General features: G+C 55.7%; 18 protein-coding genes. 9 read left to right on the top strand and 9 right to left on the bottom strand.

What is annotated here, in order from left to right; genetic code table 11:
* Positions 1-314 precede the first annotated feature (314 nt).
* From AB3175_RS04750 to gltX, 4 genes are all read left to right on the top strand, one after another.
* Entirely contained in the window at positions 315-1244 is a 930-nt protein-coding gene (locus tag AB3175_RS04750; protein WP_367359808.1) for a PIN/TRAM domain-containing protein, read from the top strand.
* Between the two features lie 102 nt (positions 1245-1346).
* Complete coding sequence (gene ispD, locus AB3175_RS04745) at positions 1347-2039, top strand: 2-C-methyl-D-erythritol 4-phosphate cytidylyltransferase (RefSeq protein WP_367359807.1); 693 nt, start codon at positions 1347-1349, stop codon at positions 2037-2039.
* 87 nt (positions 2040-2126) lie between these two features.
* Entirely contained in the window at positions 2127-2606 is a 480-nt protein-coding gene (ispF, locus tag AB3175_RS04740; protein WP_367359806.1) for a 2-C-methyl-D-erythritol 2,4-cyclodiphosphate synthase, read from the top strand.
* On the top strand, positions 2606-4048 hold the full coding sequence (gltX, locus tag AB3175_RS04735; RefSeq protein ID WP_367359805.1) for a glutamate--tRNA ligase: 1443 nt from the start codon (positions 2606-2608) through the stop codon (positions 4046-4048). The genes ispF and gltX overlap by 1 nt, the downstream gene beginning before the upstream one ends.
* Before the next feature lie 230 nt (positions 4049-4278).
* On the opposite strand, the gene modC is transcribed toward gltX, so the two are convergent.
* The 3 genes from modC to modA are packed head-to-tail and all read right to left on the bottom strand — an operon-like array spanning position 4279 to position 6779.
* Positions 4279-5334: a molybdenum ABC transporter ATP-binding protein gene (modC, locus tag AB3175_RS04730; RefSeq protein ID WP_367359804.1), complete on the bottom strand. Its 1056-nt coding sequence runs from the start codon at positions 5332-5334 to the stop codon at positions 4279-4281.
* 1 nt (position 5335) lies between these two features.
* The gene (modB, locus tag AB3175_RS04725; protein ID WP_367359803.1) at positions 5336-6022 is read right to left on the bottom strand and encodes a molybdate ABC transporter permease subunit; all 687 of its coding nucleotides are present in this window, start codon (positions 6020-6022) and stop codon (positions 5336-5338) included.
* A 7-nt stretch (positions 6023-6029) separates the two neighbouring features.
* Positions 6030-6779: a molybdate ABC transporter substrate-binding protein gene (gene modA, locus AB3175_RS04720; protein WP_367359802.1), complete on the bottom strand. Its 750-nt coding sequence runs from the start codon at positions 6777-6779 to the stop codon at positions 6030-6032.
* Positions 6780-7470: 691 nt separating this feature from the next.
* Between modA and AB3175_RS04715 the strand changes: the two genes are divergently transcribed.
* From AB3175_RS04715 to AB3175_RS04695, 5 genes are all read left to right on the top strand, one after another.
* Positions 7471-7818, top strand: a complete 348-nt coding sequence (locus AB3175_RS04715; RefSeq protein ID WP_367359801.1) for a hypothetical protein — start codon at positions 7471-7473, stop codon at positions 7816-7818.
* Positions 7819-8080: 262 nt separating this feature from the next.
* Positions 8081-8362, top strand: coding sequence for an NHLP leader peptide family RiPP precursor (locus AB3175_RS04710; RefSeq protein WP_367359800.1), 282 nt, complete (start codon positions 8081-8083; stop codon positions 8360-8362).
* A 70-nt stretch (positions 8363-8432) separates the two neighbouring features.
* Entirely contained in the window at positions 8433-9425 is a 993-nt protein-coding gene (locus AB3175_RS04705; protein WP_367359799.1) for a radical SAM/SPASM domain-containing protein, read from the top strand.
* A gap of 9 nt (positions 9426-9434) precedes the next feature.
* Entirely contained in the window at positions 9435-11708 is a 2274-nt protein-coding gene (locus AB3175_RS04700; RefSeq protein WP_367359798.1) for a TOMM precursor leader peptide-binding protein, read from the top strand.
* Positions 11709-11776: 68 nt separating this feature from the next.
* Positions 11777-13102, top strand: a complete 1326-nt coding sequence (locus AB3175_RS04695) for a SagB family peptide dehydrogenase (RefSeq protein WP_367359797.1) — start codon at positions 11777-11779, stop codon at positions 13100-13102.
* A gap of 214 nt (positions 13103-13316) precedes the next feature.
* On the opposite strand, the gene AB3175_RS04690 is transcribed toward AB3175_RS04695, so the two are convergent.
* The 6 genes from AB3175_RS04690 to AB3175_RS04665 all read right to left on the bottom strand — a co-directional run bounded on the left by AB3175_RS04690 (position 13317) and on the right by AB3175_RS04665 (position 20339).
* Entirely contained in the window at positions 13317-14189 is an 873-nt protein-coding gene (locus AB3175_RS04690) for a calcium-binding protein (RefSeq protein ID WP_367359796.1), read from the bottom strand.
* 385 nt (positions 14190-14574) lie between these two features.
* Complete coding sequence (hydF, locus tag AB3175_RS04685) at positions 14575-15831, bottom strand: [FeFe] hydrogenase H-cluster maturation GTPase HydF (RefSeq protein ID WP_367359795.1); 1257 nt, start codon at positions 15829-15831, stop codon at positions 14575-14577.
* Positions 15832-15946: 115 nt separating this feature from the next.
* Positions 15947-16465: a hypothetical protein gene (locus AB3175_RS04680; protein WP_367359794.1), complete on the bottom strand. Its 519-nt coding sequence runs from the start codon at positions 16463-16465 to the stop codon at positions 15947-15949.
* Positions 16466-16548: 83 nt separating this feature from the next.
* On the bottom strand, positions 16549-17982 hold the full coding sequence (locus tag AB3175_RS04675; RefSeq protein ID WP_367359793.1) for a Ni/Fe hydrogenase subunit alpha: 1434 nt from the start codon (positions 17980-17982) through the stop codon (positions 16549-16551).
* Positions 17983-17994: 12 nt separating this feature from the next.
* The gene (locus AB3175_RS04670) at positions 17995-18540 is read right to left on the bottom strand and encodes an NADP oxidoreductase (RefSeq protein ID WP_367359792.1); all 546 of its coding nucleotides are present in this window, start codon (positions 18538-18540) and stop codon (positions 17995-17997) included.
* Positions 18541-18554: 14 nt separating this feature from the next.
* Complete coding sequence (locus AB3175_RS04665; RefSeq protein ID WP_367359791.1) at positions 18555-20339, bottom strand: molybdopterin-dependent oxidoreductase; 1785 nt, start codon at positions 20337-20339, stop codon at positions 18555-18557.
* Positions 20340-20407 lie beyond the last annotated feature (68 nt).

Here is a 20407-nt window from a genome sequence, read left to right as displayed (position 1 = left end):
AACTTCAGCCAAAAAATTCGAAGGAGTTTATTCCGGGTTGCATTCAAAAGGATAACAGGGCGGCAGAGGACAGGCGGTGCGGCAGTTTCTGAACCGGTCGACCAGCCTGTGGCGAAGCCAGCCGTTAGCCTGCAATGAAGGCCGCCTGGTATGGGCCTCGCCGTGCGCGAGGAATAGGGTTGACCCATTTCAGCGAAGGAAAGGAGGTGAAAAAGTTGATCGTCAGATTCCTTTTAGGATTTGTATGTTCCATCAGTGGTTATTTTATTGCCAGCAATTATTATAGTTTCCCGCTTTCATTGATCGGATTGTTGTTGGGATGCCTCACGGCTTTATTTGTAATACAGGTTGAACAGGCCCTCAGGAAGCTGTCTCTGCGGATCATCTTCGGCGGTGTGGCCGGTATGATCGTCGGCTTGCTGATTGCTTTTTTGTTTGCCTATGGTCTGAATTTTATAACCGATATTGAAGAGAAATATCAGATCGCCCCTTGGATCTATGCGCTTTGGACGGCGGTCATGGGTTATCTCGGGCTTGTCCTCGGATCTAAAAAAATTGAAGAACTTTACAACATCATTGGACGTGGCCAGAGTGCAGATAAGGAAAACAGGGATTACAGGATTCTTGATACCAGTACCATCATCGACGGCAGACTGGCAGATATCTGTGACACCGGTTTTTTGGAGGGAACGCTCATCGTTCCTCGATTTGTTCTGGATGAATTGCAGTACATTGCCGATTCGTCTGATTCCATGAAGCGTTCCCGGGGCAGGCGCGGGCTGGATATCCTCAACAGGATGCAGAAGAGCGCCGGGATCAGCATCGAGATTGTCGATCAGGATTTTCCCCGGATAAAAAGTGTGGACGCCAAACTGGTTGCTTTGGCAAAGAAGATGAACGGCAAGATCATCACGAACGATTTTAATCTGAATAAGGTAGCTGAACTGCAGGGGATCCGGATACTTAATGTCAACGAGTTGGCGAATGCCCTGAAGCCGGTCGTTCTTCCGGGAGAAGTGATGACGGTGAAGATCATCAAGGAAGGGAAGGAAGCCGGCCAGGGGGTGGCATACCTCGATGACGGGACGATGATTGTCGTGGACAACGCACAGAGGTACCAGGGAGCGACCGTTGAAGCTCTGGTGACCAGCGTTCTGCAGACGACGGCGGGCCGGATGATCTTTTCGGAGCTGAAGGACATCGTTGGCGAAAAGAAAGCCTATGGAAACGGCGCCAGACAATAACAGGCCCGACAAAAGCCCGGGAGAGTTCTGCTCCCCGGGCTTTTTCCATGTGGTTCTCCTGCCAGGACTTACCATGATGAATTGAAGAATGGACGATTACCGATGAATCCGAAAGTGGTCGCCATCATTCCTGCCGGAGGCTCCGGGCGGCGTATGCAGAGCCGCAATCCCAAACAGTATCTTCTGCTCGATGGCAAGCCTGTTCTTGTTCATACCCTGCTTCGGCTGCAGCAACATTCATTGATTGATGAGATTCTGCTCGTTGTTCCAGAACAGGACCGTTCTTTTGTCGTGGAAAACATTGAAAAACCTTACCGCCTGACGAAGATCCGGGAGGTGATTTCCGGGGGAAAAGAGCGGCAGGATTCGGTCAGAAACGGCCTGGCAAGGGTCGGGGATGACTGCGACATTATTGTGGTTCATGATGGCGTTCGCCCTTTTGTTGCGGAAGAAACGCTTTCTCAGGTCATCGGCGCGGCCCTCAGGTTCGGTGCGGCGATTGCCGGGGTTCCTGTAACGGACACGGTAAAGCAGAGCGACGGGGCCGGAAATATCTCCCGGACTCTGAATCGGGAAGCGCTCTGGCTGGCGCAGACTCCCCAGGCCTTTGGTCGGCGGATTCTCCAGGAAGCCTACCTGAAGGCTGCTGAAGAGGATTTTCACGGGACGGATGATGCGAGCCTCGTGGAGCACCTGGGAATTCCGGTAAAATTGATTCCTGGAAGTTATCGAAACATCAAAATCACAACCCCCGATGATCTTGTCCTGGCGGGGGCTTTCTTGAAGCAGGATTGAGGAGGGATCTTTCCGCCCTCCGATGATCCGGAACCGCCTTGGCTTTCATCCAGGCCGTGCGTTGCATGTCAAAGGAGACGATAGACCGTGAGAATCGGCTGCGGGTATGACAGTCACCGATGGGCTGACGATCGGGAATTGATCCTCGGCGGGGTGAACATTCCTCACGATCAGGGGCTGACAGGCCATTCCGACGCAGATGCGCTGACCCATGCCATCTGTGACGCTCTTCTGGGCGCCATTGCCGGGGGCGACATCGGCCTGCACTTTCCCGACACCGATCCGGCCTTTTCCGGAATATCGAGTCTGAAGCTGCTGGCAATCGTCAAGGACATGGTCACAAAGAAGGGCTTTGCCATCGACTACATCGATTCCACCGTCATCATGGAAAGACCAAGGCTGAGGCCTTATATCGCAGAGATGGAGGAGCGTCTTGCCGAGGTCCTGGACCTGCCTCCCGGTCGGATCAACATCAAGGGCAAGACGAATGAGGGAATGGGATTTGTGGGGCGCCAGGAGGGGGTTGCCGTTTTGGCCGTGGCAACGGTTAGAGAGAGTTCGGATTGATGAGCAGAGAAAAACCGAGAGTGCGCTTTGCCCCCTCACCGACGGGGGATCTTCATGTGGGCAATGCCCGGACCGCCCTGTTCAACTGGCTTTATGCCCGTCACTACGGTGGCAGGCTGATCCTGAGGATTGAAGACACCGATCGTGAGCGGACAACAAAAGCCTTTGAAGACAATCTCATTGAAGATTTGAAATGGCTGACCCTCGACTGGGACGAAGGTCCGGAAAAAGGCGGCTTTCTGGGACCCTATCGGCAGAGCGACAGGTTGGACCTTTATGACGTCTTCCTGAAAAAGCTGATCCAGGAGGAAATGGTTTATCCCTGTTACTGCACCGAGGAAGAGCTGGAGCTGGAAAGAACCGCCCTCCTTTCCAGGAAAATCGCACCCCGCTATCTGGGAAAGTGCCGAAACCTGACCCTGAAAGAGCGCGGAAGGCTGGAAGCCCAGGGACGGAAGCCGGCCTACCGGTTCAAGGTCCAGCCGGGACCGATTGCTTTTCCGGACCAGATCCGGGGACCGATGAAATTTGAGGGGGAGGCGATCGGCGATTTCATCATCGTCCGCTCCAATGGAATCCCCGCCTACAATTTTGCCGTCGTCATCGATGACCACTTCATGGAAATTTCCACTGTGATCCGAGGGGAAGACCATCTGTCCAATACGGCAATCCAGCTGATGCTCTATGAGGCCCTGGGGTTTGCCCCGCCTCAGTTTGCCCATCATGCCCTCATCCTGGGAAGGGATCGGACGAAATTGAGTAAACGACACGGTTCTGTTTCCGTGCGGGAATTCCGGGAGCAGGGGATCCTTCCCGAGGCGCTTCTCAACTATCTGGCTCTCCTTGGCGGTTCCCTCGGGGAAGGCCGGGAAGTCTGTTCTGTGGATGAGCTTGTCGCTGCTTTTTCCCTGGACAGAGCGGGCAAGAGCGGTGCCGTTTTTGACGAGGACAAGCTGGTCTGGCTCAACAGCCTTTACATTCATAACGCGTCGTCGGAGGATCTGAAGAATCGGCTGTGGCCCTTTATCCTGAAAGCAGGATATGATCCCGCTTTGATGGACTTGCAGTGGCTGGAAGGGATGGTGGCGGCGGTGCAGCCGAACCTGGCCAGACTGTCCGATATCGGGCCGTATCTTGCGATGTTCGTGAACGAGGAATTTCCCCTCGAAGAGCAAGCCCTTGCTCTTCTCCGGGAAAAGGACTCGCAGGCTGTGCTTCAAGCCCTGTTGAAGCTGGTCGAGGAGGGGGGAAATGGAGCGGACGATTACCCCCAGCTGATGAGGCAGCTTCGCAGCATCACGTCCGTCAAGGGAAAAGGGCTCTTTATGCCCGTGCGGGCAGCCCTGACAGGGTCTATCCGGGGTCCGGAACTGGATAAAATCTTTTCCCTGCTGGAGAAGCAGGAGATCCTGGCCCGGTTGAGGCGGGCCCTGTCTCCTTAGGACAGCTTTCCCCCTCTTTCTAGAACCATCTTCATTTCAACGATATATATCTATTCCATTTCGTTACTATCGTTTGAAGAACGGCGGCTGTGGCTCCCCTGCGGGGCAGGGGTGCGATTCCGTTTCTTCAGCAGCAGGACGCACCGGTTACGGTAGGGAGAAAGAGGCGGCAAGGCCGTTCCGAAAGAGTTTCCTGACGGGGCCTTGAACTGCTGAAATCCTGTCCCGCCTTACCCAAGCCGCCGAAAGGCCGTGGCCTTGAATGCGGCAAAAATCTGTATCCCCCTGACAATGCCGAGATCCTCGGCAGCCTGCCTGGAAATCGCCGCGATCAGGCGTTCTCCTCCACACTCCAGCTCCACGCCCAGCCTAAGACCCGTTTCAAAGATATTGGTCACGCGGCATTCAATGAGATTCCGGGCGCTGATCGCCTCCGGATGCCGTTTGAAGAGAATGATGTCCGTCGAGGAAAGTTCGAAGAGGGCTTCGGACAGATCGCTTTTTCCGGAAACAAGCAGCGGAACCTGGCCCCAGAGGTAAACCTGCAGCCCATCGATGAGTCGGGATAATCTCAGTTTCAGAAGATTGGTGTAATCGGTTTCATTCGCGCCCATCCGGCTCCGCGCCAGTTCCTCCGCCGTCATCTGCCCGGTGACATTCCCGTCGGCGACATTGAGCACCATGTCTGTCATGATTCTCATTTCGAGCAGGGAATGGGAGATGAACAGATACGGAATGTGAAAGGTCTCAGAAACGCTTTTCAAAAAGGGAAGAATCTGAAACTTGAGGATGTCATCAAGGCCTGAGAGGGGCTCGTCCATGATCAGCAGCCGTGGGTTGGACAGGATTGCCCGGCCGATGGCCACCCTTTGCCTCTCGCCACCGGAGAGATTTCCCACGCCCCGCTCCAGGAGATGTTCGATCTGCAGGACGCCGATCACGTTATCCAGGTTAATCTGGCGGTGTTCCTGGGTGCAGCGCTTGTAGCCGTAGAGTAGGTTTTTCCTGACGCTCAGGTGCGGAAAAAGATGGGGGCGTTGAAAGACCATCCCGATCCGCCGGTGCTCCACCGGAACGTTGATCCCCTGCCTGCTGTCGAAAAGTGCCTCTGCATCGAGAAGGATCTTTCCGCGGTCGGGTCTGATCATTCCGGCAACGAGCCCTACCAGGGTGGACTTTCCGCTTCCCGAGGGGCCGAAGAGGCCGATTCGCTCTCCGGCAATCGAGCATTCGGCCTTCAGTTGAAACAGGTCGAAATTTTTTGATATGTCGATGCTCAATTCCATATCAGTCCATCCGGATCATTTTCCTTCCCAGCCATTCATGGAAGATAAGCACGGCTACCGAGAGCGAGAGGGATACGAGGCACAGGGCCATGGCCATCTCATCGCCTCGAGGGGAACTGACGTATTCATAGATTGCCAGCGGTATGGTCTGGGTTAGGCCGGGAATGTTCCCGGCAACAATAATGGTCGCCCCGAATTCACCCAGCCCCCGGGCGAACATGAGAACGGAGCCAGCGATGATCCCCCGGACCGAAAGGGGCAGAATCACTGTGACGATGTTGTCGAACCAGCCGGCTCCCAGGGTACGGGAGGCCTGAATCAGTCGAATGTCGATGGTTTCCATCCCGGTCCGGATCGATCGGACCATCAGGGGAAAGCCCACCACCGCCGTGGCAATGACCGCCGCTTTCCAGGTAAAAATCACCTGAATGCCAAGGGGCTGAAGGATCATTCTTCCAACCCATCCCTGCTGACCCAGGAGAAGCAGCAGAAGGTAGCCGACCACGACGGGCGGCAGCGTCAGGGGGAGATTCACCAGAACATCAAGGGCGATTCTGCCCCGGAATTTCCGGAAGGTCATAAGGTAGGCAACGGCAAAAGCGAAGGGAAGAGAAATCAAAGTGGCCACGATGGCCACCTTGACGGAGAGCAGGATTGCCGAATAATCGGTTGGCGTAAACCCGGGCATGAGGAATTCAGCTTACTGTAAAGCCATATCTGATGAGGACTTTTTTGGCCTCGTCGGATTGCAGGAACCTGTAAAATGCGGCCGCTTCGGCCTTCCTGCTGCCCGATGGGGTCAGCGCCATGAGGAACGTCACCCTTGGGTAGTAGTTCTGGGGAACAATGAAAAGGATCTTCGCATGCTTGGCAAGTGCCGCATCCGTCCTGTAGACGAAGGCGCCGTCCACTTCGCCGCGCTCAGCGTACATCAGGCATTCCCGAACGTCTTTCGCCATCACCAGCTTGTTTTCCAGCTGCCTGTCTATTTTCGCGCTCTTGATCGCCTCCATGGCGTATTGACCTGCAGGAACGCTCTTCGGGCTGCCGATGGCGATCCGCTCCAATGTGACCACATCCTGAAGAGTTTTCAAATGGAGGCTGGGTTTGCCCACGAAAACCAGTTGACTGAAAGCAAAGTTGGAAACGGTCTTGGCATCGACCAGCATCTTTTCCTTCAGATAGTTCATCCATTCCACATTGGCGGATAAGTAAACGTCACAGGGGGCACCGTTCGCGATCTGCTTTGCCAGCGCCCCGGAGGCGGCAAAGTTTCTCTGGAATGCCGTTCCACGGTTTTTCTTCTCAAATTCCGATGAAAGTTCAGTGACCACATCCTTGAGACCGAGCGCAGCGGACAGGTTGATATCAGCCGCAAGGGCGGATCCTGTCCACGAGACAAACCAGATCACAGCAAACAGCACGTTCATGACACACTTTTTCATTGTTCATCGTCCTTTCCGTCGTTTGATTTTGGGGGCTGCAAAGGCTGATGACGGAGCCCCGGCTCCCGCCGATTAACTTATATTATGCCTGGCATAACATAAACAGATTCAAAAAACAAGCTTCCCTCTTGCCACAAATTTCATTGCTGCAGGCGAGCAGAACATCTTGCATCGGCCATGGGCATTTCCGGAGGTGGAATGTCTTCCCATCCCCTTTATTTTACAGGAGAATTTCAATAATTAACCTAATATTACGAATACTAACATAAGATAACCTTAAATTCTTGATTTCGGATTCCCGCCGTGATAGGGTCGAAAAAAGCTTCTAAAAGGCCATGCAGTGCGGCATCTCTCCGGGGACCATGGAGTCTGAAAGGGACGTGACGCTGACCTTTTTTCCCGTGATGTCATGGCCTTTAGATGTGTTAATATTGGTATATTTTCCGTATGAAAGTTGAGTCGGCATGCAATGAGTGAAAGCGGGAATCCAACCCTTGAAAGCTCTCTCTGTTATGAGAGCTCTGAAACAACGTCCCATGTTCGGACAGGCGGTCTTTCTGGTGGGAGATCTTGTTCTCGTGCCAGTCACGTTGTCTTAAATAAGATGAAAGTTCTTGTGGTTTCCGGTGCACGCTCCCATGTCGGAAAGACTTCTCTTGCACGGGCACTTTGTCGGATGCTTCCAGGAGCTGTGCGAATCAAGATCGGCCATCATCCCCGTAAAGCAGGTTATGATGACGGTTTCTTCTATCCAAAGGGGACCGGTTTTAAGGTGATTGCCTCCGAACACGACACGGTGGAGTTTCTGATCATTGAAAGCAACAGCATCCTGGAGGAGGTCAGTCCCGACTGCACCATTTACCTCCCGGCGGATAACCCCAAACCTTCGGCTGAAATGGCCCTGAAAAAAGCGGATATCATCCGTGGGCATCCCGTTTCGCTCTCAGGAATAGCCATGCTGGCGCAACGGCTTGGATGCAAAGAAGCGGTCATTGAGAAAATCATAGAGGTGTCAGGGGCGCACAAAGAGCAGGGATGAAGGTTTTCTTTTCACTGTCCGTGATGTGAATATGGTTTTTTCTTAAAAGAATCGATATCCCCGGGCGGCAGCCATCGGAGATGGGTTCTTTCGACAATACCTCCCGATATTCCTTCCCAGGCAAATGCGTATCAGGATCTGACCGTTCACGTTCTTCCTGACAGCGATCAGGTGGACCGGATTGATAACTCTATCCAGGCCTTTTCCGGAGGTGAAAACAGGGTGGTTTTGTATTATCAGAAATAAATGCAACGAGGAAAAAATGAAAAAAGAAGACGAAAAAAAAGAGCAAAACAAAAAGATGGCGAAAATCATAGCCAGGGCCTGGAGTGACGAATCCTTCAAAGGGCGTTTCCTTTCCAACCCCAGGGCTGTTTTGTCCGAATATGATGTTTCTGTTCCGGCGGGAGTTGAAGTAACGGTCCTCGAGCAGACCGATAAACTCATGTATATCGTCCTGCCGTTGAAACCGGGTGAAGAGCTGCTGGTCAAGCCCATGATGAGTGATGAAACGGATGAGATATCCTGTGTCAGATGCGTTTAAAGGGATGCCTGACTGCATGCCGCTTACGATTCATCGACAGACCAGCGCCATGGCATCGGATGAATAACCCATGTTGATTTCCCCTCTGAACCCGCTCGAACTGAAGATTGAAATCACGGACGCATGCAACTTGAACTGCACGTTCTGCTACCTCGGGGGAGAGATCCGTCAGGGCAGATCGTTCATGCCGGATCAGGAGGTCCTTGGCTGGATCGACTGGGCTGTGGATAACGGCATTCCGGGAGTCCGTTTTACAGGGGGAGAGGCCACGATGCATCCGCAGATTGAAATGTTCTGCTGTTATGCACACCTCTGCGGCCGCACCGTCATCCTGAACACCAACGGCACCGGCGACACCGTGCTCTACCGGAGGCTTTTCCCTGTCGTGGATGACCTTCGGATCAGCCTGCCCTCGCTCGATGCCGGGCACCTGGACCGGATGACTGGAGGGCTGGGCCTGCTGCACCAAAAGGAAGGGCTCATCGAACAGGCGCTGGAGGCTGATGTGCCGCGAATCTGTCTTCTAACGCCCCTGTTGCCGGAACTGCATGGAACATTGGAGAAGTTTGTCCGGTTTGCAAAAAAATCCCCCCGGCTTTTCTGGATGCCGCTGCGCTACGAATCTACGCCGATTCTGCCCCGCCCCTGGACGCGGCCGGATGCACAGGCCTTTGCCGAGGAAATGGCGGATTTGATGGATAAGCACCCCGATCAGGCCAGGGGGGTCTTTCTGGCCATGCCCTTCTGCGCGGTCAGGCCGACGGAGCTTGGGGCGCGTGTGTTTCACGGCCGAACGAGGGACTGCGGCCCCTTCGTGGCATTGAACGTCAGCGCCCGCGGCCGGATGCAGGCCTGCTTCGATGTATGCGAGCTGAAGGAAACCGGGAATCTCGAAGAAATCCGGAAGAGCCCGGAAATCCTGTCCTGCGCATCGACCGAAGCGCTGCCTGCGGAATGCCGTCACTGTGCTTATCTCGCCCGGTGCGCCGGCGGCTGCCGCAAACCCTATGGCCTGGTTCAGCACGGCGGCCGGAACATCGATTATCTGGCTGGATATCTATAAGTTTTCATTATGGGAAATCTTAAGATCAAACGCGGAATGGTTCCGGTCGCCGATGGGAAGGGCGGCTGGTTTCTTCTGGATGAGGCGGGACCAGGCAGGGTTACCTCGGACCTGGCTTCGGAATTGATCGGCCTGATTCTGCAGGGGATTTCCGGTGAAGACGATCTCGCTTCGGCCCTTGAGAGCCGTTTTTCTCCCGAGGAGGTCTTTTTCACTCTCATCCATCTCGAACGGCAAGGGGTGATCGTCAAGGATTCCGGGCAGCGCGAAACGCCTGCGGATGTGTTCCGGGCCGGGGTTCTCAGCCAGGGATTTTCGGTATCTCCCGGTCGGCGGACTTCAACCCTGGCTGTGAAGATCTTTGCCACCGGCGGGGCGGATTCCCTCGCCGACGACCTTGCCGGGCTGTTGTCGCGTTCAGACATGCTGAACATTGAGCGGATCCCTGACGGTTATCAGAAAGAACTCAGTCCCGATGACCTTTATGTGGCCGTTACATCCGATATCCTCGATCCGGAGCTGGAGGCGTTCGGACGCTTAGCCCTGCAGCGCGGGCTCCGCTGGCTGTCCGTCAAACCCAGTGGGATCGTTCCGCAGATCGGGCCGCTCTTCCTTCCGGAACAGACAGGGTGCGCGGTTTGCCTCCTGGACCGGGTCAAGGGGCATCGCCGGCGGGAATGGGAAGCAATCCTTGCCGCGAAGGATCGGAAACCCCTTCTCCTGTCCGTGGGAATGACGCCTTTCTCCCTGGAAGCGGTGACGGGCGTGCTTGCCGTCGAACTGGAAAAACTCGCCGCAGGCGATGTGTCGTATCTGGTCGGGTGCGCACTTACCCTCAATTTCCGCGAGCTTCGACTCGATCGACATCTTCTCACAAGACGGCCCCAATGTCCGGAGTGCGGCACCCTGGCCAAAGGGGGGGCTCATTTCGGTTCCCTTCCGGAGGAACCCCTGCGGCTGCAGTCGAGAATCAAGGCGGATCATCGCGACGGCGGCGAACGGGTCTGTTCGGCTGTGGAGACGCTGGAGACGTATGCTTCCCTGATCAGCCCGGTGACAGGTGTGGTGAAACAGCTGACGTCTCTTGATAAATGTCCGGCTTGCTTCGGCCACATTGTCCGCAGCGACTGGATTGTCCGAAACGCCGGCAAGCCGGCGCGAAGTGAGGGGAATTCCCGTCTGACCGCTACAGGTTTCAGCACAGGAAAGGGGAGAACCGTCCCGCAGGCGCGTGCCAGCGCTCTGGGGGAGGCCGTTGAGCGTTACTGTTCTCAGTATGAGGGATATGAACCCTCTGTCCGAGCTACCTTTTCGGAACTGGGGGACGCGGCGATTTCTCCAAGCGACCTGATGGGCTTCAGCCAGCGGCAGTACAGGGACCGCGAAGCCTGGCGCCAAAAGGGGAGCACGGCTTATGTGGCGGATCCCTATGACGAAGGGCGCTCCATCGACTGGACGTCTGCCTGGTCTCTGACGCGGAAGCGCTGGCGACTGATTCCCAGCGCCTTTGCCTATTATTTTTATCCCGCGGAGGGAGGCGGCGACATCTGCTGGGGTTGCAGCAACGGCGTGGCTGCGGGAAACTGCCTTGAAGAGGCGATCATGCAGGGCTTTTTCGAACTGGTCGAGCGCGACGCCACGGCGATGTGGTGGTACCAAAGGCTGCGTAAACCCTCCGTGGATTTGAACCGGATCGGCTCGCCGTTTGCCGCTTCTGTGAATGCGGCCATGGATGAAATGGGCATGAGGCTGGAGGTGCTGGATCTGACCCATGATCTGGGAATTCCCGTCTTCTCGGCCACCCTCTTCGAATCCGGGGTTTGCGGCCGCCTTCATTCCCTGGGGCTGGGCTGCCACCGCGATGCGCGGATCGCCCTGGAACGGGCCCTTGGGGAATTGGGGCAGTGCTGGGGGCTGGCGGACAGAGACGAATACAGTCTCCAGTTTCAAGGCACCCCCTTGAGCAGAGAGCCTTTTTTAAAGCCTGATCCCGATAAGCCTCCAAAGACCCTTTCGGATTTCTCTCGTGGACAGAGCGTCGATTTCCTTGATGACATCGAAGATTCCGTGCGCCTGTTGCAGGAGTTGGGATTGGCGATGCTGGTGATGGATCTGACCCGACCGGATGTTGGCTTTCCCGTGGTCCGGGTGATCATCCCCGGGCTGATGCATTTCTGGCCCCGTTTCGGTTTCCGCCGTCTTTTCGAGGTCCCGAGGGCTCTTGGATGGATTGGTGAGAGCGTCGGCGAGGATGACCTCAATCCCGTTCCGTTTTTCTTATAGGTACCATGGCGAAATCAACCGAAGCCGAGAATCCGTTTTCCTCCCCGACAGATGATGCCGCTTTTTTCGTGAAGCTGAGGGATGGACTGACGGAGGAAAGGCAGGAAAACGGACGAATCGCCCTCGTTCGAAGCGGGGTAACCGTTCTGGATGCGCCCGACCATCCCCTTGTTGAAGATCTGATGAACGGCTGGATGACGGAGGCCTGGATTGACCGCCTGGCGGAATCAGCCGATAATCCGCCGGTTGTCTATTTTCTCTGCGAAACGTTATTTTCCCGGGGGCTTCTGCAGGTTCAATGCAGAGCCGGCGGACGTGCTCTGTTTTCACTTCAACCCGCGCCGCCCTGGCAGGCCTGGAAGGAGCCTCTGCCGGAGTCCTTCCCCGGGTTCTCACCTTCCGCCTGTCTGCGGCGATCTGGTGATGCGCTTTTACTGGAGATGCCCCTTTCCCGTAAGAAGTGTCTCATCCATGACGAACGCTGCATGATCTGGCTCATGGAGATGATCCGGGAAGGATTTTCCCCGCCTTCAGAGGAGGACACCGCCCGCATGGCCTTCTATCGGGCCTTGCAGCTCATGAACGCCCTGGAAGAGCTGAAAACGGACAGTCCCATCTGGGAGTTTCACGACCTGTTGTTTTTTCATGCTTCGAGCATCGGTTTTCATGATGACCCCATCGGCGCAACCTGGCGGCTCAGGGAAAAGCTTCCTCCCGAACCCCTTTTCAAACCCTGCAGGGGGAGGGAGCTTCCGCTGCCAAAGCCTGACGAACACTTCAAGGAGCTGCTGGACATTCCCCTTGCCGAGGTGCTTGCAGCCCGCCGCAGCGGCCGAATCCCCGGCAGGCGGCCGATTTCCCTGGAGAAACTGAGCGCGTTGCTGTACACCTCGGCCCGCTGTCAGGACATCCTCGATGACGCTTCACGTGCCTGTATGGGGTCCCGACGCCCATCACCCAGCGGCGGCGCCCTCCATTCCCTGGAAATCTATCCCCTGATCCACCAATGCATCGGCCTTGCGACCGGAGCTTGGCGCTATGATCCGGAAACCCATGGTCTGGAATCCATTCCTGTGGACGGCGCGTTACTGGACGTTTACCTGAAAAGCAATCCCCACGACCAAATCCACGGGGCCGGGCTGCCCAACGTCCGGCTTGTTATAACATCCCGTTTTCTAAGGAATTCCTGGAAGTACGAAAAGATTGCATACCGCCTGATCCTGCAGGATCTGGGCTGCCTCTATCAGACCCTCAGCCTTACCGCCGCAGCCCTGGGATTGGCGTCCTGCATCCTGGGAGTTGTGGATTCCAAGCGCCTGGGGAAGGTTATGAAGCTGGAACCGCTCGTCGAGCCGGTCATTGGCGAGATGACCCTATCCTCACAGCCCGGCTAGGTTCAGGGTTGCTGCCTGCCTTTACGGAGGGAACAGGAATGGGAGAGCTGCGTTCTCGATGCTCGAGAATCTTCACCGGTTGGCTTAGCTCTAAGGTCTCCGGGCGGGTCCCACCATGCCTCAAGCGCCGGACTCAGGATTTTTTGAGGGGGGGAGAGGGAAAACAGGGCGGGGCGCGTTCATGAACGCGCCCCGGAGACGAGATTGGAACCGCTTAGGCTGAATAGGTGATGTCGGCGCTGTCCAGCAGGGTGGCTATTGCACCCGGGACTCCGATCAGGGTGCATATTTTAACGGAGTCTCCGCCTTCACCGGTTGTAGGATTGTACCAGACGTTCCCATTTGCTGTGTCATAATAAATTCCGCTGTCTTCGGCTCCGTCACCCGTAAAACCGTCGCCTTCGAAATAGCAGTCGTCATCCAGTACGGTTCCAGCGAACGTAAGGCCCTCTATGGAACCGTCAGTTGCACCGTCAAGGATGTCCTTCAGCACGATCGTGTCGCTGGCGTCATGGGAAAAGTCGGCAATCTTATCGGCATTGGCCTCACCGGTGTGGCTGAAGACAAAACTGTCCTGACCTGCCCCGCCGTTCAGATAGTCTTTGCCCGCTTCACCATACAGGGTGTCGTTGCCGTCACCGCCATACAGAGTGTCGTTGCCGTTACCTCCATACAGGCTGTCATTGCCGGCCTTACCCTTAAGGGTGTCTTTTCCCCCCAGGCCTGTTAGCGTGTTCGCATTGCCGTTGCCGACGATCACGTTGTTTAGGGTGTTGCCCGTTCCTTCTGTGGCCGTGCTAAACATGTAAAGGCTTTCCACATTGGCAGCCAGGGTATAGTCAACATAGGCATTGACCCTGTCGGTACCCGCATCCAGGGTTTCGTAGACCGTGTCATTGGCACTGTCGACGATATAGGTGTCGTTTCCCTCGTTGCCTCTCATGATGTCATCGCCCGTTCCGCCACTTAAATAATCGTTACCTGCATAGCCGTTCAGAGTGTCGTCACCGTCCAGTCCGTAAAGAATGTCATTCCCCGTCGTTCCATCGATCACATCGTTGCCGTTTGTTCCATATTTAGTCGCCACGACTTATACCTCCTGAATTTTATATTGTTGAATGATGGACGGTAATACTTTTAGACGTTTTGCAGGCAGCTTGCAATCAGGGAATCCCTTAATTTTTGCTTCCAAATCCCTTAATCTTTTTGCACTGGGGAATAACAGATGAGTCTTTCGAAACTTAAACAGGAAATATTTCCCATAAATTCATAGATATAGAAGGAGGGGGACGTGAGAGAAATCACAAAATCGTAACAAAGGTTCTGTGGTGCGAGGATAGGTATCCTTTTCCCTGGCCGCGTTTTTTCGAAGACGGTCCACAGTCCCATCTCATCTTTAACAAGGAGAAAAATATCTCAATAAATATCGTGTGAAAACCATTGTTAAAGCCGGGGCATCGGGTTGCAGGCGGTTAGGGGGGGTGAAGCTCCTTGATTTTCCGGTCAAAGGCGAGCAGGGCGGAAGGGAAGGGAGAGAGGGTCCGCCGGACGACCCCCTGGGTGAAAGAGATCGCCAGTCCGTAATTGGTGACCGGCACTTCAGCCTCTCTGGCCTGCTGTTGCCGGCCGAGCATTTCGCGCCGGGTCAGCATGCAGGCGCCGCAGTGGATGATCAACTTGTATTCCCGCAGGTTTTCCGGGTAATCCCATCCTGCCGAGATATCGGTCTGAATATTTCCTCCCGCATACTGCTTCAGCCAGCGGGGGATTTTGACCCGGCCGATATCGTCCTCCAGGGGGTGATGGGAACAGGCTTCGGCGATGAGGACCTTGTCCCCGGATTGCAGGTTCTCAATGTAAGCGACCCCTTCAGCCGCTGTAGCGAGATCCCCTTTCTGCCGGGCGAAAAGAATGGAAAAGGTCGTCAGGGGAATGGCCGGGGCCACATCGGCGGAAACCTTGAGGATCACCTGGGAATCACAGATGACGATGTCCGGTGGCCGGTTCAGCAGGGCCAGCGTGGCGGGCAGTTCCCTTTCCTTGACGACAAGAACCGCCGCATCGTTGTCCAGGGCGTCGCGGATCGTCTGAACCTGGGGAAGGATCAGGCGGCCCCTGGGAGCCTGCAGATCGATGGGAACCACGAGGACGGCCAGCCCTCCGGGAGGAAGGAGATCCCCCACCAGAGACGGAGGCTGAACAAAATCGTCGGGGGCCGCTTCCAGCAGCCGTCGCTTCAAGGTGTCCAGGAAGGCATTTCGTCCGGCTGTGTCGAGACTGGAGACGGGTATGACGTGAGAGACTTTTGCCTTGAGATTTTGGAGAAAGCTGTCTGAGGGCCGGTGGAGATCGATCTTGTTGACCACAACGATCACGGGAACCCTTCTCTTATCCATTTCCGCCAGAACTTCCTCTTCGTAAGTTCCCCAGACGTCCGGTTCCGTCACCAGAAGAGCGATGTCGGCCCGGTCAAAAATCTTTTCCGTTTTTTTGAGACGGAGTGCCGAGAGTTCCGAGGCGTCGTCCAGTCCGGCCGTGTCAAGAAACAGGACCGGACCCAGGGGAAGCAGCTCCATGGCCTTCTCCACGACATCCGTCGTGGTCCCTGCCACGGAGGAGGTGATGGCGATGTCCTGCCCGACTACCAGATTGAGAAAACTGGATTTTCCCACATTGGTGCGCCCCAGCAGGGCAATGTGGAGGCGGTTTCCCTTGGGGGTGGTGTCCATTTTCGCTGAACCTCGAAGAGATATTGGATTTAAATCGATCAAAGCGTCCTGATCATTGCAGAAAAAGGGGAGGAAAGGCAACGTCTTTTTATCGGGGACGGACGGGTTGGGCGATTCAGCAGCCGGGTGCAGTGGCTGGTGCCTCTCGCTCAAGCAGGCTCAGGATCCGGTCTGTCGCTTCCTCTACGAGGGCGTCTGTTTCCGGAGAGAGTTTCCGAAGAAAGTCGAAGTTGTGGCCGACAATCGAAACAAGGTATCCCTTGATGTCACGGCCATGGAGAGCCTTGAAAAACGCCAGAAGGGTTGCCGGGCTCATGTGATGCGTCAATGTCAGGCCGGCCTCATCGGGCGATACCAAGCCGCAATGTAGCTCATCCAGGTTAGGATCGACATGGGCGTCCACGAAGATCACCTGCTCGTATCCTTCAAGGAGATCGATTAGTTCCGGCACCAGCTCAACCATGAAGATGGAGTCCAGAAGACCGCCGAGATCTTCGAGTCCCGTGCAGCCCTCGTCCAGTGCCGCCTGTCCCAGCCGTTTCCGGAATGCATTGACCACGAAAAAGGCAACCCCGTCATCGGCACGGTCCAGGTTGCCGAAACCCACCAGCAGGGTTCGTTTTTTTGAATTCATTGGAATCTCTTCGGAAGGCGAAAGAAGGGAAGGGGGGAAATAATCCGTTCCCCGCTTCTCTTCTTCATCGTATGATTTGCGCATCAACGTGCGATGCGGTCCAGCACAGTTCCATCCGCAGCGATCAGCGATACCTCGAGGGGCATCTTGCCGATCGCATGGGTGGAGCAGGAAAGGCATGGATCGTAGCAGCGGATGGCGGCCTCGACCCTGTTGAGCATGCCCTCCGTAAGTTCGTTGCCTTTCACAAAGGCCTTCGCCACGGCTCCGGAGGCCGTATGCATGGCCCAGTTGTTGTGGCCCGTGGCCACAATGAGGTTCACCCTTGTCAAGAGTCCGTTTTCGTCGGTGCTGTAGTCGTGGATCAGGGTCCCGCGGGGGGCTTCGATGACGCCCACTCCCTGGCCGGGAATATTCAGCTTCGTCGGATAGGTCCGAACGTCCCTGGACATAATATCCGGGTCGTCGAGCAGCTGACCGATACGTTCGAGACTGCTCAGGACTTCGATCATCCGGGCGTAATGATAATAGAGGGATCCTTCGACAGGCCTGCCGCCGTTGATCGTCCGGAAGTGACGGAACTCCTCGTTGGCCATGGGCGTTCCGATCTCGCCAATCACATTCATGCGCCCCAGAGGGCCGACTCGATAGAAACCCTGGGGGAAGCCCTGCTTCCTGTAATAAGGGTGCTTTAGAAAAGACCAGGGTTCCACGTGTTCGGCGATGTGCGAAAGGTAAGCAACGTCCTCAAACTGGGCGAGGTATTCCCCCTTCGCATCCTTTATGCGGATTTCACCGTCGTAGAGCTGCATGCCGCCTTTCTCATCAACAAGCCCCATGTAGTTGGAGGGGAAGGAAGCGAAGGTGTCGGCCAGGGCCTTGTTGGACTCGAGCCAGCCACGGGCGATGCCGATGGCGATTTTTCCGATTTCAATCATGTCATCAAGTTCGGAGGCGATGGCGTCACGGTCCTGCATACTGAGCGGTGCGTTAACCCCGCCGGGGACAGCGAAATTGGGGTGAACACGTTTGCCTCCCCCAAGCCTTTCGATGATCTGCTGGCCATAGCGGCGCAGATTGACGGCCTTGATCGCCAGCTCGGGGTTGGCCTTGACGATCCCGAAGACGTTGCGCTCCGCAGGATCGGCATCGAAACCCAGGATGAGATCCGGTGCCGCTAGATGGAAAAAGTGCATCCCGTGTGACTGGATGATCTGGCCCATGTGCATCAGCTCGCGCAGTAGATTTGCCGGCCGCGGCGGTTCCACCCGGGCAACGGCATCGCAGGCCTTGGCGGCCGCCAGGTGATGGCTTACGGGGCAGATGCCGCAGATGCGCTGGGTGATCTGCGGCATCTCAAGATAAGGACGCCCTTCCGTGAACTTCTCCAATCCGCGGAACTCGTCCACATGGAAAAAAGTCTCCTCAACCTCTCCCTGTTCGTTCAGATGAATCGTTATACGCCCGTGGCCCTCGATTCTCGTCACGGGTTCAATGGTTATTTTGCGAGCGCTCATGGTTGTTCTCCTTTAGTCATACTTGAAGTATTGGGGCGGAAGGACAACAGGCGTGCGCCCCGCGAGCAGTTCCGACAGGGCATAGAATATCGCATCGGCACTCGGAGGGCACCCGGGGATGAACAGATCAACCTTTACCACCTTGTCGACACCAACCACTTCATCGAGAGGGATGCCGAGTTCCGGGGAGTCGGGAATGAGGCCATCAACGGTGCTTTCCGTCTCCAGGTAGGCACGCTTTAATGTCGCCTGCGTTCCGCTGAGATTACGCATGGCGGGAATGCCCCCGAAAGTGGCGCAGTCGCCCAGGGCGATAAGGATCTCGCATCGCTCGCGCATCTGCTTGGCGACTTCCACGTTATGGGTATTGCAGATGGCGCCCTCGAGAATTCCCACGGTCACACCCTCCTTCGGAGGGTGCTTCAGGTCCGTTATAGGGCTTGATGTAAATTCCACCAGCTCCATCAACTTGAGGATGCGATCGTCAATGTCGAGAAAAGACATGTGACATCCGGCGCAACCGGCCAGCCAGTCTGTAGCAATCTTGACCTTTGACATGGATCAGTCTCCTTTCACTTCAATTCCTGTGCGGCGCGGGCCGAGATATCAGCGAAGGATGCGCCGATGTTTTTTCCCAGTCTGTCGCCCAGCATGGCGAGGATTTCCCAGTCAGGCTTGGCTTCTCCTTCGGGCTCCACGGCCTGGTTGGCCATCTGTACAATTCCTTCGGTATTGGTCAGGGAGCCGGACCGCTCCGACCAGATCGCAGAGGGAAGCACCACGTCGGCCCTGTCGGTAAGCAGGGAGGCGTAACCGGCCTGGAGGATGACGAAGGCGTCTGGATCCAATGTGTTCAGGATATCTCCTCCATTCCAATCCGCCTCGCCCAACATCGTGTAGAGGATCTTGGCCGAGGCTGGCTGGAAGCCGTTATTCATCCCGAATGCCACGGCAGCTCGCGTATTGACGCCCGGTTCAAGGGAGACGAAAACGGCTTTTGCGGCGAGCCTTGTGAGGGCCTGCGCCGCCTGCTCGGTGACATCCTTTCCATAGAGAACGGCCACCTTCTTCACGGTGTCGGCGATCTCGATCGCTTTCCCGATGTCTTCAATGTTCAGGGTGGTTTCGGCAACAGGGGACAGTCCGTTTTCCCCGTCATCGACTACGATCAGCCGCGTCCCTTTGTCGACGAGACGCTTAACCAGGAAGGAGGCGACGGGCTGATCCGAAACGGGATTTGCGCCAACCACAAGAATCAGGTCGCTCTCTGAAAGGTCGCTGAGGTTGCCCGTTTTCTGAGCCATCAAATCAGGGGATGCGCCGGAGAGGATGCCCACATTTTGGGCATTAAGTCCTTCCTTGAAGAGGCGGTTGGCTAGATACAGCGCTTCATTGGTTGCGTCACCCGAAATCAGCAAGCCGATCTCCGTTGCCTTGGCATTTTCCATTTTGTCGGCGATTCCTGCAATGGCTTCTTCCCAGCTTGCCGTCTCAAGCTTTTTCCCACGGCGGATCATGGGCTGGAGAAGGCGCTTTCGTTCGTCATAGAGCGGTTCAAAACGGCCGCTTTTGCAGAGCAATCCGCCATTTACCGGTGAGCCCCAGTCACCTTCGATGCGCAGGACGTTGCCGCCCCGCGTTATGATCGATGTCCCGCAACCGATGCTGCACCGGTTGCAGATGCTCTTAACACGCTCCGCCTGATTGCTGCGTCCCATAAAAGAGCTGCGCCGGTCGGTAAGGGTTCCCGTGGGGCAAAACTGCAGGCAGTTGCCACAGGAAATACAGGTGGACTGGGAAAAAAGCATGTTGGCGTCTGCGCTGACCATCGCCAGGGATCCGCGCTGACTGAGCCCGAGGGTGTGGTTGGCAACAAGTTCATTACAGGCCCGTACACAGCGCTGGCACAACACGCAGCGGTTCTGGTCCATGAAGAAATACGTTCGGGTGGAATCTACGGGGAATGCCCGGGTGTAAGTCGGAAAGACCCAGTGATCAATTCCATAGAGATATCCGAGGTTTTGCAGTTCACAATCACCGCTCATCTCGCAGAACGGACAGTAGTGGTTTCGCTCGGAAAACAGCATGTCCAGGATGAGCTTTCTGGCGGCCACCACTTTCGGAGATTCCGTTTCGACTTCCATGCCCTCAAAGACCGGAAACGTGCATGACGTTACAAGGCTTCTCTGTCCCTTCACTTCAACGACGCAAATTCGGCAGGCACCGATCGGTTCGAGTTTTGGGTGATGACAAAGTGTAGGAATGTTGATCCCCACTGATTTCGCGGCATCAAGAATCGTAACGCCCTGCGGCGCAAGCACTTCACTGCCGTTCATAGTGATTCTTATTTTAACCATATGATGCTCCTCCTTGTATCATGCAGCGATTACTTAGATAAGCTTAATGGAAACCGTAACGGCCTGGA

It is taken from the genome of Syntrophus sp. (in: bacteria) (genome assembly GCF_040768185.1).
Classification (GTDB): Bacteria; Desulfobacterota; Syntrophia; order Syntrophales; family Syntrophaceae; genus Syntrophus; species Syntrophus buswellii.
This window is presented reverse-complemented; position numbering and strand designations above follow the sequence as displayed.